The organism is Thermoflavifilum thermophilum, from assembly GCF_900116565.1.
GTDB lineage: Bacteria > Bacteroidota > Bacteroidia > Chitinophagales > Chitinophagaceae > Thermoflavifilum > Thermoflavifilum thermophilum.
This window is the reverse complement of the sequence record NZ_FPCJ01000001.1, coordinates 2,213,358-2,228,348: the sequence shown is the minus strand read 5'-3', so window position 1 is coordinate 2,228,348 and position 14,991 is coordinate 2,213,358. Positions and strand designations below refer to the sequence as shown.

Here is a 14,991-nt window from a genome sequence, read left to right as displayed (position 1 = left end):
GGGCAATAGCAAAATTTTATGAATAGAAGAAAAAGCGTAAAAAAGAAAAAATCAGCTACCGCAACCGGAAAAAAATACCAGGGCATTGTGGACATGACCCGCTCGGGTGTGGCTTATATCATGGTTGAAGGGTTAGAAAAAGATATCCGCGTTAGGCAGAAAAACCTCAACACCGCCATGCATGGAGATGAAGTGCTGGTGAAAATCATCCCCCAACGTAATAAAGGTGGACGCATGGAGGGTGAGGTATTACAGGTCATTAACCGGAAAAGAAACGAATTTACCGGTGTGTTGCAGATAGCGGGTTCGCGGGCATTTGTAGTACCAGACGATGAGCATCTGCCGCATGTACTCGTGGATGCTGATTACCTGCATGAAGCAAAGGCCGGTGATAAAGTGGTGGTTAAAATCCTACGCTGGAAAGGAGCCCATCGCCTGCCCGAAGGAGAAATTACCCAGATTTTGGATCCCGGCCTTACCAGTGCGAATGATGTCGCAATGAAAGAAATTCTGGTGAGCCATGGCTTTCCGCTGGTATTTCCAAACGATGTGATGCAGGAATTGCTGCATCTGCCTGACCGAATACCTGACTCAGAAATCAGCAAACGCAAAGATGTAAGAGATATCCTTACCTTCACCATCGATCCGATTGATGCACGCGATTTTGATGATGCACTTTCTTTCCGAATCCTGAAAAATGGTTACTACGAAGTGGGCGTGCATATTGCAGATGTAAGTCATTATGTACTGCCCGGAACAGCTCTTGATGAAGAAGCTTATCGGAGGGCCACTTCCGTTTATCTGCCCGATCGGGTGCTGCCCATGCTGCCGGAAAAAATTTCCAACGAATTGTGTTCCCTCAGGCCGCATGAAGACAAACTATGTTTCTCCGTAATCTTTCAGCTTTCACCCCAGGCAGAAATAAAAAAATTCTGGATTGGGAAAACAGTCATCCGCTCCGACCGGCGTTTTACCTATGAAGAGGTGCAGGAAATTATTGAAGCCCATCGTGAAAAAGAACCCGAAAGCTTTCTACATGCTTCAACTGACGAGCCTTTTGTGAAGGAATTGATGTTGTTGCACCACCTTGCTCAGCGATTAAGAAAAGAAAGAATTGCCAACGGTGCTATCAACTTCAGTTCGGCAGAAGTACGCTTTGTGCTCGATGAACGAGCTTTTCCCATCGGCATCGTAATCAAGGAAAGCAAAGAAGCCCATCAACTAATTGAAGAAATGATGTTACTGGCCAATCGCACCGTAGCCGAGTTTGCCTCCAAACACAGATACAAACAACAACCCATACCTTTCCCTTATCGCGTGCACGACCAGCCTGATGAAGAAAAACTGAAAATCTTTTCGGCTTTTGCATTGAAATTCGGACATCGGTTTGATTTATCCACCCCGCAAAGCATCGCCGCATCGTTCAACAAAATGCTGGCACTCGTACAGGGCCGACCCGAACAGCAGGTACTGGAATCACTGGGTATCCGCACCATGGCAAAAGCTGTGTATAGCACAGAAAACATTGGCCATTATGGATTAGGGTTTAACGAGTATTGCCATTTCACTTCTCCCATTCGCCGTTATCCCGATTTGATGGTACACCGGATTTTGCAACAATGCCTGGAAGGAAAAATTGTACCCGATCGGGAACTGGAAAAAAAATGCCGCCATTGTTCCGAAATGGAGCGGCATGCCATGGAAGCTGAACGAGAGGCTATCAAATACAAGCAGGTTGAGTACATGATGCAACATATCGGTGAAGTATTCGACGGCGTGATTTCCGGTGTTGCTCCCTTTGGATTCTGGGTTGAAACCATCGACACCAAATGCGAGGGCATGATTAGCCTGCAAAGCCTCGCCAGCATTGACGAATTCAGGTATTCAGAAACAGAATATGCATTGATTGGCATCCATACGGGCAAAAGATTTCGATTTGGTGACACTGTTACCATTTTGGTAGCTGCGGCAAATTTGCAAAAACGACAGCTGGATTATGAGCTGGTGGAAGTGCTGGAACAACCCGCTGGCCCACGAAAAAGAAAACGCAAAAAATCTTGAATGGTATTCAATTTGATCTTATGCACAGCTTTCGTGAGTTACTAGAAAAATTTGAAAAACGTTTTCAGGCTCAGTCATTTCCTGAACGGCCGGCCCGGCTTTATGATGCGGCCCGGCATATGTTGCAGATGCAGGGCAAGCGTATCCGCCCGATATTATGCTTAATGGGCAATGAATTGTTCGATGAAATTGTGGAAGATGCCTTTGAAGCAGCAGCGGCCATTGAATTGTTCCACAATTTTACCCTGATTCATGATGATATCATGGACAAGGCGCCGCTGCGAAGGGGACAGGTTACCGTGCATGAAAAATTCGGAGAGCCTACAGCCATACTGGCCGGTGATGTGATGCTGGTGCAAGCTTATGAGCACCTGAAATACATTTCATCCGATATTTTACCGGATATTTTGCACGCTTTCAATCAGGCCGCACGCCTGGTTTGCGAAGGCCAGCAACTCGATATGGAGTTTGAAGCGAGCCATCCTTCTGAAATTCCCATGGATGCCTATATTGAAATGATTACGCTGAAAACATCCGTACTGCTGGCTATGAGCCTGCAGATTGGCGCCCTGATCGGCGGTGCCGGTGATCGCAACATTCATCATTTGTATGAATTCGGCAAACACTTAGGTATTGCTTTTCAGATTCAGGATGACTGGCTCGATGCTTTTGGCGACCCCCAGCAATTTGGCAAACAACAGGGCGGCGATATTCTTGCCAACAAGAAAACCTTTTTGCTGGTGAAAGCCTATGAAATGGCCAATAGCCGGCAACGCGAACAACTTGATGAGGCTTTCAGGCTGAGCGGGGAAGAAAAAGTAAAACAAGTACTCGACTTGTTTGAAGCCCTGCATATCCGCGAATGGGCTGAGGCTGAAAAACAGAAATACACCGAAATTGCTCTGCATCACCTGGAAGAAATTGCCGTGATTTCATCCCGCAAAAAACCATTGGAAGAATTAGTGCATTATTTGCTGAACCGAACGTCATAAACAGCACATGAGTCGATTAAGCATCTATTTCAGAAGAAAGCCGGTTGACATCATTTTACAGGAGGCACAATCTGAAACCGCGAAAGAACAAGGACACCTGAAGCGAGAGCTGAATGTAGGAGACCTGACTGCCATGGGTATTGCAGCTGTGATAGGTGCAGGTATTTTCTCTACCATTGGTGAAGCCGCCTATCATGGCGGACCGGGCATTGCGCTGCTGTTTGTGATCACAGCCATCACCTGTGGATTTTCGGCCATGTGTTATGCTGAGTTTGCTGCCCGCATTCCTGTTTCCGGCAGTGCTTATACGTATGCCTATGCTTCCTTTGGTGAACTGATTGCCTGGATCATTGGCTGGGATTTATTGATGGAATATGCCATTGGCAATATCGCGGTATCTATTTCCTGGAGCGGATATTTTACCAATCTGCTGGCGGGTTTTCACATCCAATTGCCAGATTATTTCACTATGGATTTTTTATCAGCCTATCGCGGATATCACGAAGCATTGCATCAACTCTCTGCAGGAGCCTCATTGCAAAACCTGCCCGCACAGCTGCAACAAGCCTATCATGCCTGGATAGATGCCCCGGCTATCGGCCCCCTGAAGTTAATAGCAGATATTCCGGCACTGGCTATTGTGGTGTTTATCACCTATCTGGTGTACATTGGCATCAAGGAAACCAAGCAGGCTACCAATCTGATGGTGGCTTTGAAACTGGCTGTGATCATTGGTGTCATTGTGCTGGGATTTTTTTATGTACAGCCTGCAAATTGGTCGCCATTTTTGCCAAATGGACTTGGAGGAGTCATGAAGGGCGTGTCTGCCGTGTTTTTTGCCTACATTGGTTTTGATGCTATTTCCACCACTGCCGAAGAATGCCGCAATCCCCAGCGTGATCTGCCACGCGGCATGATCCTGGCTTTGCTGATCTGCACCGTCTTGTATATTCTGGTAGCCTTGGTATTAACGGGCATGGTTCCTTTTCAGGAATTGAATGTAAACGATCCGTTGGCTTTTGTGTTCCAACGTATCGGATTAAATCATATCAGCTATATCATATCCATCAGTGCTGTGATTGCCACGGCCAGCGTGCTGCTTGTATTTCAGATGGGACAGCCTCGTATATGGATGAGCATGAGCCGGGATGGCCTGTTGCCACCGGCATTTGCACGCATTCATCCCCGATTTGGAACACCTTCCTTTTCCACTATTGTAACAGGTATTGTAGTTGCTGTGCCTGCTTTATTCATGAATCTTCAGGAAGTTACAGATCTTACCAGCATCGGAACTTTATTTGCTTTCGTGCTGGTATGTGGCGGAATTTTGCTTTTACCTGAACCATCGATGCAGGAAAATAATTCTTCCGCTGCATCCGCCAAACGTTTTAAAGTACCTTATATCAATGGAAAATATATTGTTCCTGTTTTGTTTCTCACCGGAGTCGTAATTTTCAGAAATGCACTGCTTGGTTTATGCAAATTTGACGATTTGCATCCAATGAGTATTGGCGAACGATTACCTTATATGTTATTTGTGTTGGCGGCCTGTGTGATAGCCGTTTTTACCTATCTGAAAAACTGGTCATTGATTCCGGTACTGGGCTTTAGCAGTTGTTTGTACCTGATGACAGAGCTGGGATATACCAATTGGTTGAGATTTCTGATCTGGCTGGTAATCGGTCTGATCGTATATTTCACCTATAGCCACAAACACAGCAAACTGCATCGGGATAATCCTGCCGTTGTGCACCATCCTGCTTCATCAGATTAATCTAACACATTCATTCTCTTCCTGCAGGAGTAAAACCATGCAGGAATCCAGCCTGTACGGGAATATCTTTTTGCATGAGAAAATGCAGCGAATATGTTTATCTGTAACTTCGATGCATATGATGCATAAGGTTTTCAGAGATCAAACAGGACGAATGGTTCAGATACCATTCCCGCCTACTCGTATTATATCGTTGGTACCGTCCCAAACGGAATGGTTATATGATCTGGGATTGGAAGAAGAGGTGATTGGAATTACCAGATTTTGTGTACATCCGCAAAAATGGTTTCACACCAAAACACGGGTGGGTGGTACCAAACAACTACATCTGGAAAAAATCCGCCAGTTGCAACCTCATCTGATTCTCGCCAACAAAGAAGAAAACGAAAAAGCACAGCTGGAACAACTGATGCAGGAATTTCCTGTTTGGATCAGCGATATCCATACATTTACAGAAGCCTTGGATATGATGCAAATAGTTGGCAGGATGACGAACCGGGAATCAAAAGCTATTGAAATCATTCATCAGATAACAACTGCATTTGATCATCTGCAAACATACATTACAACGCTGAAAGCCAATTATAATCCAAGAGCAGCTTATTTCATTTGGTATAATCCCTGGATGGTAGCAGCCAGTAATACTTTCATTGATGATATGTTGCAACGATGCAGGCTTCAGAATGCATTTACACATCTTACCCGATATCCGCAGATAACTGAATCGGATATTCAACGAGCTAATCCTGATATCATTTTGTTATCATCAGAACCTTTTCCTTTCAAACCCAAACATCAGCAACTATTGCAAACCATTTTGCCACATGCAAAATATTATTTTGTGGACGGAGAAATGTTTGCCTGGTATGGCAGCAGGCTGTTGTATGCGGCTGATTATTGCCGGAAACTGATTGAAAAAATTTTCTGCAAAAGCAACCTGTAATCCATTTGTGCCGATGGATATAAAAAAGATTTTGTTGTATGGAAAGAAGGCAGTTTTTGCAATTGCTGGGTATTACGGCTGCTGCTACATGCGCCGGTTGCTTAATTTCCTGCTCAAAATCAGGAAATGGAATTTCACCTGGGGGAAATTCCAATCCATCAGCTGTTTCTGTGGATCTGAACAGCCAGCTGCTGCAAGTAGGTGATTATATCGTTACCAATGGCATCATCATAGCCAGGCTATCATCGGGTAATACACCATCTGATTTTACTGCACTATCAGCCTTTTGTACCCATCAAGGCACCATAGTGAGCTATGTAGCAAGTCAAAATTTATTTTATTGTCCGGCACATGGCAGCGAATTTTCCACGAGCGGAACAGTTTTGAGAGGCCCGGCATCAGCACCATTAAAACAATATACCGTGCAGATCAACAACAACATACTCACAGTTGGTTAATTCGCTGTTAATCAGATTTTTAACCCTCTTCCCATCAAGAAAACCTCTCCGGTTCAATTTGTTTACAGCTGATGTATTGATAATTTCCCATTTGCTGCTGAAGGCTTAATTTTGCGCGCCTGATGCAATAGCCTGATGGGACAGATTATCCGCTGGCTGGTGAAATTATTTTTATTCTGGTTGTTGGTGTTTGCTTGCAACCGGATGCTGTTTTTCGTGGTGAATCATGTACAGGTAGCTAATTTTTCTTTTCGGGAATTATTGTTATCATTCCGATATGCATTGCCGCTCGATATTTCCACCGCTTGCTATTCGATGGTTATCCCGTTCCTGCTGATGCTCGGTGGATATATGACGGGCAAACATGTATTGAAACAGATCTCTCTTTTTGTTGTTTTATTCTTCCTATTCATACACGGAAGCATTGCTTATGGAGAGGCTGCGGTATATACAGAATGGCAGTCGAAATTAAATTATGAAGCGCTTGCTCATTTCAGGCATCCCTCGGAAGTGTTTCATACTGCCTCGTGGCAGCTCACGTTTTTGTTTTTCGGATGCACCATTTTGCTGGATGCAGTATATGCATGGATATACATCCGTTATGTACACATCCGCACCTTGCATATATCCAACAGCATTGCCCACAGGGTAGGTATAGGTTTGCTATCATTAGTCAGCATAGGGTTTCTATTGTTTACAGGCATTCGCGGAGGCTGGAAGCGCTTCCCCATCAGTGAAAGCATTAGTTATTTTTCTACACACAGCATGCTGAATGATGCAGCCGTAAATCCCACCTGGAATCTGGTTAGAAATCTGCTGAGCCATTACAGCCATGAACGTTATAATCCCTACCATTACTTCTCTGATGCCGAAGCGCATCAAATTGTGGATAGTTTGTACGCGGTTCCGAAAGATACTATCCCAACCATTCTCACCACTTCCCGACCAAACATTATACTCATTATCCTGGAAAGCTTTACAGCCGACGGAGTGAATCCTGTGATTACGCCTACATTAGATAGCCTCATTCAACAGGGAATTTATTTCGATAGTTTATATGCCAGCGGACATGTATCAGACCAGGGAATTCCCGCCATCCTGAGTGCATTTCCAGCCACAAGTGGTGTATCAGTATGCGATGATCCGCAGATGACCGTGCATTTGCCGGGTATCAATGAAGATCTGCAACGTGTGGGATACCATACTGGCTTTTTGTATGGCGGACAGCTTGATTTTGGGAATTTAAGGGCCTATGCCTTTAATAAACATTTTGATTGGGTACGGGATGGACACGATTTGCCAGCAAGCCTGCCCAGAGGGGCATTGGGCATTCCCGACGGCATCATCTGGAAAATTTTGCTGCAACAGCTGCAACAAACAGATACTCCGTTTTTTTACTGCTGGTATACTTTGAGTTCACATATTCCGTATGATATTCCTGCACCGGACACCCTGCAGGTATCGCCCTATCAGATTCCGTTCATCAATTCCATGCATTATACAGATGCTGCCTTGGGTGCTTTGCTGCATGCGACACAACATGAAACATGGTTTAAAAATACCTTATGGGTGCTGGTAGCCGACCATAGCCATGAATCTCAGTTTCCCAGGGCATTGGAAGAGAAACTGCGACATCGGATTCCATTGATTTTTGCCGGTGAAGTCATCAGCCCGCAATGGCGGGGCATCGTGATGCACAGAATCAGTTCTCAGCTGGATATTGCCGCCACCTTGCTCAATCAGCTGCATATTCCGGCTCACAAGCGCTATCCCTGGAGCAGAAATTTATTCAATCCATATACACCCGAATTTGCCGACTATAATTTTTTCACAGGCACTGGCTTTGTAACGCCTCAGGGTTATGTAGCATTGCTGAACAACAACCCCCGATATGTGATGGCTGAGATCAGCGACAGCAGCTTGATTCCGGCTTATATTCGTCTGGCTCACGCCATTCAGCAGGTAGCTTACGATGATTTTCTGAAGCTGAAACCCTGAATAGTCGGGAAGCAGATAATGCACGCCAAAGGCTTCTGCACTATTTCATCATTATGATTATCAAAATATGATGATCTGCTTCAGGGATTTACACGACTGCCCTGTTGATAAACTACGATAAAAGCATCTTTAAAGCCAATCTGGCGGACAAAGTCAAGTTTTTGTTCTGCTGAGTCGCGTTGCAGAAAACGACCTGTGAGATAGCGATATGCTTTTTGTTGATTCAAAGTTGTGTCTTCAATATCAACTGGCATACCCAGATGCTGAAAAATGCGATCATCAGGCCGGTAGTAATGGTTGCTCACCAGCAGCTGAATGCGATATACAGGTGCCGCCGGAGCATCTGTTGCAAATGATTCTTGCACTGTATTAACAAGTGAACGATATTTCCATACTGCCTGCTTGTATTTTTCAATAGCCCGTGCAATACATTGGGCTATTTCCAGCTGACCTTCCGGCGAATTCAAATATTTTTCTTCCCGCGGGTTGTTGATAAACCCGGTTTCCACCAGCACGGCAGGCATGGCCGTACCGGCCAGCACAGCCAGCCCCTTTTGCTTAACACCGCGGCTGGGACGACCCACCCGTTTGAACTCCTGTTCCACACTATCGGCAAAAGCAATGCTTTGCGACAAATAAGCTGAGGAGTGCAATGCCAGCAGAATATAGGTTTCCGGTTTACTGGGATCAAAGCCACCATAATTTTGCTGGTAATTTTTTTCATGCACGATATAGGCATTTTCTCGTGCTTCCACGTCATTGCTGTCAGCCTCCATTTCACTTTCTATGGCCTGTGTTTTTTGTCCCATGCGATGCAGGCCCAGCACATAAGTTTCTGTACCTGTTTCCGAATCGGAACGGACCATTTTGTAAATAGGCACACGCACACGTTTGCCATTGCGCCTCACATATCGGTGCCCCACAAGTACGCGATGATAAGGCATAGAGTTGCAATGGATGGAAATAAACAAATCTGCATGTACTTTGTTGGCGAGATCTGCTCTTTCGTAAAGAGCAGGATATGTATCTGTGGTTCGGGTATAAACCACTTTTACATCGGGCTGGGTTTGTTGCAGCAGTTGACCCAATTTCAATGTAATTGCCAGCGCCACATTTTTCTCGAGTGAAAAACTACCCCGTGCGCCCACGTCGCTTCCTCCGTGACCTGCATCAAGTACGACAATAAATTTCCGGTCAGTATCAGCCTGGGCAAAACTGCGGGAAGGAAACATCCACATGCACCAGCTTATCCATAACACAATTCCGGAACATATCATTTTAAAACCCGGCATGCACAAGAAGTTAAAATTTTTTAAAAAATAATGTGGCATCACGGAAATCCCCGAATAATGCCGGATATACCTAATTTTGTCCACCATGGCTTTACTCAGCAAAAATAACGGAAAATCATCAGTTATCGGGCTGTTGCTATGTTTGCTGAGTAGCCATCTGCTGTCTGCACAACAAACTTCTACCCTGTCTGCCTCTGCTAACGCAGGCAAGGATACTTTATTGCCAGCTATTAGGCCGCTGCAAACGGGTTCCGTATCCGATACCCTGAAACCCGATACTTCCCTTATTCGCTTCTCCAAAGATGCACTGGATGCACCGGTACAATACCAGGCACATGATTCGATTGTGATGGATATGCAATCACAAAAAATTTATCTCTATGATCAGGCCAGAACAACTTACAAAAATTATGAATTAAAAGCCGATCGGATTAATCTGGATCAACATACTTCCATCGTTACGGCTTATTATGTGCTCGATAGCCTCGGATTACCGCATGAAGCACCTGTATTCAAAGATGGACAACAAACTTTTTTATCGGACACTATTAAGTATGATTTCAAAACCAAAAAGGGCATCATTTTCAATACCACCACACAACAGGGAGAAGGTTTTCTGCACAGTGAAAAATCGAAGATAGTAAACAACAATACGGTGTTTGGTGCCAATGGCTGGTACACCACCTGTGATCTGGATACACCTCATTTTGCCATTCATATTGGACAAGCCAAGGTGATTGCCAATAAACTTATCGTAGCCCGCAATGCAGAACTGGAATTTGAAGGCGTGCCTACACCGTTGTATTTGCCGTTTTTCATTTTTCCACTTTCCACCGGCCAACGCACCGGCTTGCTGCCACCCGCATATACTGTTACCCAGCAAAAGGGTATTGGCCTTACAGGATTGGGATATTATCTGGGCATGGGACCTTATTTTGATATGACCATTCGCGGCGATGTGTATTCGTATGGAAGCTGGGATATTACCATCAATCCTACCTATCGGAAACGTTACCGCTACAGCGGAAGTATGAACCTGAGCATTGCCAACACCCGTTTTGGTGATCCCAAAACACCGGATTTTCAGCACTCGAAAGATTTTCGTATCATGTGGTCGCACAGCATTGATCCCAAAGCACATCCCGGGATCAATTTTTCGGCGAGCGTGAATGCAGGTACTTCAACCTACAACCTGTATAATGTAACAGATCCACAAATCAGGCTAAACAATACACTTAACTCATCTATTGCATTTTCCAAAACCTGGCAGGGCTCACCCTTCAACCTCACGTTGAGTGCCAACCACAGCCAGAACACATCAACCCGCCAGGTAAACATTGCTTTCCCGCAGCTGACGTTTACCATGAACACTGTTTATCCGTTTCAATCCCGTAATTTTTCAGGTATCCCCAAATGGTATCAGAAAATTGGCGTCGGATACAACATGCAGGCATCCAACAGTGTAAGTTTTATTGACACGGAATTTCTGAAACCCAGCTTTTTCAAAAAATTTCAAAGCGGTATTCAACACAGCATCCCCATCAGTCTGTCACTGCCGGCTTTCAAATATTTTACATTTTCACCCAGCATAGGGCTGAGCCAAACGTTTTATACCCGCAAAATGTTTTTGCATTTTGATCCAAAATTAAACAAGCTCGACAGCACTTATCAATACGGCTTTTTCCCGACCACCCAGCTTACAACTGGTGCTTCCTTCAGTACCCGATTATATGGTCTGGTACAGTTCAAACATGGAAAAATCAAAGCTATCCGACACGTGCTTACGCCTACCATAGGGGTGTCATATCAGCCTGATCTCGGAAGCAAATATTACTACCTGGTGCAGGTTGATACCAACGGATACAAGCAACAGGTTTCTGTATTTGATGGCTCGATATACGGACCTCCCGCCTATGGCCGGTTTGGGGGATTAAACTTTGGAATCAATAATAATCTGGAAATGAAAGTATTTTCCAAAAAAGATACCGTGAATCATGAAAAGAAAATTCAACTTTTAAATACATTTAGCATTAACAGCGCCTATAATTTTTATGCTGATTCCCTGAAACTAAGTCCATTCAGTCTTTCAGCCAGTACGACTCTGTTTGATAAAATTAATTTATCCGCATCCGGTATCATCGATCCTTATGTACAGGATTCCACTGGCAGAGATATTAATCGCTATGTATGGCAAACGGGCAGATATTCGCCCGGTAAACTCCGAAGCGGAAACATTGCACTAAGTACTTCCTTCCGTTCACAATCGAATGAAAAAAAATCTGCAAACCAGCCAACCCAAGAAAATGCCACAACAGAAGTAACCACTTTGCAGCAGGAGCAGGAAATGCTTGCCAGGCCAAGAAATTTTGCAGACATGGTTGATTTCAGTATTCCCTGGAGCCTGAATATGAGTTACAGTTTGAGTTTTAACCGCACGCGAACTCCCGATTACAAGCGCGATACTACTATTTTCAATCAGTCGCTTATTTTCAGCGGCGATTTTAATCTCACTCCCAAATGGAAGGTAAGCATCAGCAGCGGATTTGATTTTCGTCTCAGGCAACTCACTTATACCACCATCAATCTTACACGTGATCTACACTGTTGGCGGATGAACATCAGCATCATTCCTTATGGTTTCTACAAATCATTTAGCATCACCATCAATCCGGTGGCTGGAGTATTGCATGATCTGAAGTTTAACCGCACAAGACAGTTTTACGATTTATTCCAGTGAGTGTGCTGAAGGCATTGCACGTAATATTGTTTCATGAGTGAAAATACTTGCTGCTTCAACTCCTGTACCTGATTGCGGTCGTAGCCCTCTACTGATACGGGTGGCAAAAAATGCAGTTCTATTCGATGCGGTCGGAAATACAGGCCAGCACCGGGCGGAAGAATCTTTTCGGTGTGAAACAACACGGCGGGTACGATGGGCCGTTGGGTTTCAATGGCCAGGGCGAAAGCACCATCTTGAAAAGGTCGCAAGGGCTCAGTAGTCGTATTGCGTGTGCCTTCAGGATAAATGATCATGTGCATACCCTGCTGCAACACTTCTTTCATGGCTTCGTAGCTTTTTGCACGGCTGGCAGGATTTTTCCGATCAACCAAAACAGATCCTGCACGATAAATTAAACTGAAAACAGGTATGGAAGCAAATTCTTTTTTGGCTAATGTTTTGTTTACTCCGGGTACAAAAGGTGTCATCACCAGAATATCTACAAAGGAACGATGGTTGGCTACCACCACAAAAGGCCCTCGTCCTTTCAGTCTTTCCCGGCCGCGAATGCGGATTCTGCATCCGGCCAGCGGCAAAAAAATACTCATCCACACCCGATAACCTTTCAGCACCATGGCTGTGCGGCGCGGTTCGTGAAAACATAAATAGCAAATGGCCACATACAAAGCAGTCAGCAACATCGTGACAAGAAAAAGCAATGCCACATATACAGCAAATGCACCAAAAATTACTCTTTGCCAGTATGGAATGGTACGACGTTCAATCATCAAACACAATTTTGTTTCGTTAATGCAACCGCCAGTCAATAGGCGATTGTTTTTGCTGTATCAAAATAGCATTGGTTTTTGAAAAATGCCGGCAACCGAAAAAACCCCGCTCTGCAGAGTAAGGCGACGGATGAGCAGCCTTGAGCACATGATGCTTACTTGTATCAATCAACACTTCTTTGCTTTGTGCGAAGCGCCCCCAAAGCAGAAATACAACGCCCGATTTCAGTTCGGATATTTTGCGGATCACTGCATCCGTAAAGCGTTCCCAACCTATTTTGCTGTGTGAAGCCGGTTCTCCTGCACGCACGGTAAGGATAGCATTGAGCAGCAAAACACCCTGCCTGGCCCATGGGCTTAGATCGCCGCTTCTGGGTACAGGCACACCCAAATCATCCTGCAACTCCCGAAAAATGTTTACCAGCGAAGGCGGAAAAGCTACTCCCGCGGGTACGGAAAAACATAAGCCATGCGCCTGTCCCGGTCCGTGGTAAGGATCTTGCCCCAGCAACACCACCTTCACCCGATCAAACGGTGTCTGTTCAAAAGCATTGAAAATTAGCCTGCCCGGCGGATAAATGGTTTTACCCATCTGCTTTTCCGTTTTCAGATGGTTTGCAATTTGTGCAAAATAAGGTTGCTGGAATTCTTCATCCAGCAATGCTTTCCAGCTGGGTTCGATCTTCACATCCATGGGTTAAAGATAATTTACGATTTGCAATGAAAAAGCGGGAATTTCATTATTTCCAGCCGGCAAAATTATCCTGAAGTGTGGATTACGATCCGGGACTGTTTCCTGCCCAGTCAGGATTTTTCTGTATGTTTGTTTGGTAAAACATAATTGGCATCCCGTGAAAATATCCAACGAAACCAAAATCGGCGCTCTAACAATTGTAAGTGTTACCTTGCTGATCATTGGCTTTAATGTGCTGAAAGGCAGCAATTTGTTTGGCTCGGGCAGAAACCTGTATGTAAAATATCACGATGTGCAGGGATTGAATATCTCCAGCCCGGTTGTGGTGAATGGATTGCTGGTGGGCCGGGTTACGGGCATGCAGCTTTCACCGCGTGAGCCTGATGTGGTGATCGTAAAACTGAATCTCAATAAAAATGTGCGCATTCCTGTCAATTCCACGGCCAGTATCTATAGCCCTGATCTGCTAAGCCCCAAAAGCATCCGAATTGATATGGGCGATGCTCCCCAATGGCTAAAAAACGGTGACACCCTGCAAAGTGCTCCACCCAGCTCATTAACCGGTGAACTTACCCGGCAGCTTTCTCCTCTTTCCTTGCAACTGCAGCACACATTGGCTGAAGTAGATACCGTGCTGCTGGATGTCCATGCCCTGCTATCGCCCGCTACCCGGCAAGATTTACAGGCTTCCATCGCCTCTCTGAAAAACACTCTTGCCCATCTGGATGAGGCCACCGCCCAAACCCGTCAGATCATACAACAGGTGAATCAGTTTGTAGCCGGCTTAAATTCACAAAAAGATACCCTGCATGCTATCCTTGCCAACACCCAACAACTTACCGGTCAACTGGCAGCTGTGCATTGGCAACAGCTGACCGATCAACTCAATCATTCGCTGAATGACCTGCAGCAAATTCTCGATAAAATCAACCGTGGCCAGGGATCGCTGGGAGCCCTGCTCAACAATCCCCAGCTATATCATAACCTGGAACAATCTACCGCCAACCTAAACCGCCTGCTGGAAGATTTGCGGCTTAACCCTCACCGCTATGTCCATTTTTCGATCTTTGGTGGCCGGCAAAAAATACAACCCTTGACGCCAGATACTATTTACATGATAACTCCTTCGTCAGATCATCGGTAAATCTGCATCCAGTAGCTGCTATTTGATTCCACACCGCATAGACAACTCCATTTTACAAATCCTGAAATTCACGATCAGGCTTATGCTACTGTAAATTCCCTTAACTTGCCAGCCTGCTTATGCCTTTT

At 45.1% G+C, this 14,991-nt stretch carries 11 protein-coding genes; 8 read left to right on the top strand and 3 right to left on the bottom strand.

The window, feature by feature from the left end:
* The first annotated feature begins 18 nt into the window (after positions 1 to 18).
* From rnr to BM367_RS09500, 6 genes are all read left to right on the top strand, one after another.
* Positions 19 to 2,061, top strand: coding sequence for a ribonuclease R (rnr, locus tag BM367_RS09525; protein WP_092460099.1), 2,043 nt, complete (start codon positions 19 to 21; stop codon positions 2,059 to 2,061).
* 20 nt (positions 2,062 to 2,081) lie between these two features.
* A complete protein-coding gene (locus BM367_RS09520; RefSeq protein WP_092460098.1) occupies positions 2,082 to 3,053 on the top strand; it encodes a polyprenyl synthetase family protein in 972 nt (323 codons plus the stop codon).
* Positions 3,054 to 3,060: 7 nt separating this feature from the next.
* Entirely contained in the window at positions 3,061 to 4,827 is a 1,767-nt protein-coding gene (locus BM367_RS09515; protein ID WP_092460097.1) for an amino acid permease, read from the top strand.
* Positions 4,828 to 4,981: 154 nt separating this feature from the next.
* On the top strand, positions 4,982 to 5,770 hold the full coding sequence (locus BM367_RS09510; protein ID WP_245759956.1) for an ABC transporter substrate-binding protein: 789 nt from the start codon (positions 4,982 to 4,984) through the stop codon (positions 5,768 to 5,770).
* 38 nt (positions 5,771 to 5,808) lie between these two features.
* Entirely contained in the window at positions 5,809 to 6,228 is a 420-nt protein-coding gene (locus BM367_RS09505) for a QcrA and Rieske domain-containing protein (protein ID WP_092460096.1), read from the top strand.
* A 135-nt stretch (positions 6,229 to 6,363) separates the two neighbouring features.
* On the top strand, positions 6,364 to 8,226 hold the full coding sequence (locus BM367_RS09500; RefSeq protein ID WP_092460095.1) for an LTA synthase family protein: 1,863 nt from the start codon (positions 6,364 to 6,366) through the stop codon (positions 8,224 to 8,226).
* An 80-nt stretch (positions 8,227 to 8,306) separates the two neighbouring features.
* Here the strand turns inward: BM367_RS09500 and BM367_RS09495 are convergent, their stop codons facing one another.
* Positions 8,307 to 9,464 carry an N-acetylmuramoyl-L-alanine amidase family protein gene (locus BM367_RS09495; protein ID WP_177224183.1) on the bottom strand — a complete coding sequence of 386 codons (1,158 nt, stop codon included), beginning with the start codon at positions 9,462 to 9,464 and terminating at the stop codon, positions 8,307 to 8,309.
* A 139-nt stretch (positions 9,465 to 9,603) separates the two neighbouring features.
* Here BM367_RS09495 and BM367_RS09490 point away from each other — a divergent pair, with 139 nt between their 5' ends.
* The gene (locus tag BM367_RS09490) at positions 9,604 to 12,255 is read left to right on the top strand and encodes a putative LPS assembly protein LptD (protein ID WP_092460093.1); all 2,652 of its coding nucleotides are present in this window, start codon (positions 9,604 to 9,606) and stop codon (positions 12,253 to 12,255) included.
* Here the strand turns inward: BM367_RS09490 and BM367_RS09485 are convergent.
* Together BM367_RS09485 and ung are read right to left on the bottom strand one after the other, a co-directional pair.
* The gene (locus BM367_RS09485; protein ID WP_092460092.1) at positions 12,237 to 13,025 is read right to left on the bottom strand and encodes a lysophospholipid acyltransferase family protein; all 789 of its coding nucleotides are present in this window, start codon (positions 13,023 to 13,025) and stop codon (positions 12,237 to 12,239) included. The two genes, BM367_RS09490 and BM367_RS09485, sit on opposite strands and share 19 nt — an antisense overlap.
* A 19-nt stretch (positions 13,026 to 13,044) precedes the next feature.
* Positions 13,045 to 13,719 (bottom strand): uracil-DNA glycosylase, encoded by a 675-nt coding sequence (gene ung / locus BM367_RS09480; protein WP_092460091.1) that lies wholly within the window; start codon positions 13,717 to 13,719, stop codon positions 13,045 to 13,047.
* Positions 13,720 to 13,876: 157 nt separating this feature from the next.
* On the opposite strand from ung, the gene BM367_RS09475 reads away from it, so the two are divergent.
* On the top strand, positions 13,877 to 14,863 hold the full coding sequence (locus tag BM367_RS09475) for an MlaD family protein (RefSeq protein WP_177224182.1): 987 nt from the start codon (positions 13,877 to 13,879) through the stop codon (positions 14,861 to 14,863).
* Positions 14,864 to 14,991 lie beyond the last annotated feature (128 nt).

What these genes read in the sequence shown, in the direction of transcription:
- rnr (WP_092460099.1), top strand. Translation starts at nt 19, where the DNA reads ATGAATAGAAGAAAAAGCGTAAAAAAGAAAAAATCAGCTACCGCAACC.
- BM367_RS09520 (WP_092460098.1), top strand. Translation starts at nt 2,082, where the DNA reads ATGCACAGCTTTCGTGAGTTACTAGAAAAATTTGAAAAACGTTTTCAG.
- BM367_RS09515 (WP_092460097.1), top strand. Translation starts at nt 3,061, where the DNA reads ATGAGTCGATTAAGCATCTATTTCAGAAGAAAGCCGGTTGACATCATT.
- BM367_RS09510 (WP_245759956.1), top strand. Translation starts at nt 4,982, where the DNA reads ATGGTTCAGATACCATTCCCGCCTACTCGTATTATATCGTTGGTACCG.
- BM367_RS09505 (WP_092460096.1), top strand. Translation starts at nt 5,809, where the DNA reads ATGGAAAGAAGGCAGTTTTTGCAATTGCTGGGTATTACGGCTGCTGCT.
- BM367_RS09500 (WP_092460095.1), top strand. Translation starts at nt 6,364, where the DNA reads ATGGGACAGATTATCCGCTGGCTGGTGAAATTATTTTTATTCTGGTTG.
- BM367_RS09495 (WP_177224183.1), bottom strand. Translation starts at nt 9,464, where the DNA reads ATGTGGATGTTTCCTTCCCGCAGTTTTGCCCAGGCTGATACTGACCGG.
- BM367_RS09490 (WP_092460093.1), top strand. Translation starts at nt 9,604, where the DNA reads ATGGCTTTACTCAGCAAAAATAACGGAAAATCATCAGTTATCGGGCTG.
- BM367_RS09485 (WP_092460092.1), bottom strand. Translation starts at nt 13,025, where the DNA reads ATGATTGAACGTCGTACCATTCCATACTGGCAAAGAGTAATTTTTGGT.
- ung (WP_092460091.1), bottom strand. Translation starts at nt 13,719, where the DNA reads ATGGATGTGAAGATCGAACCCAGCTGGAAAGCATTGCTGGATGAAGAA.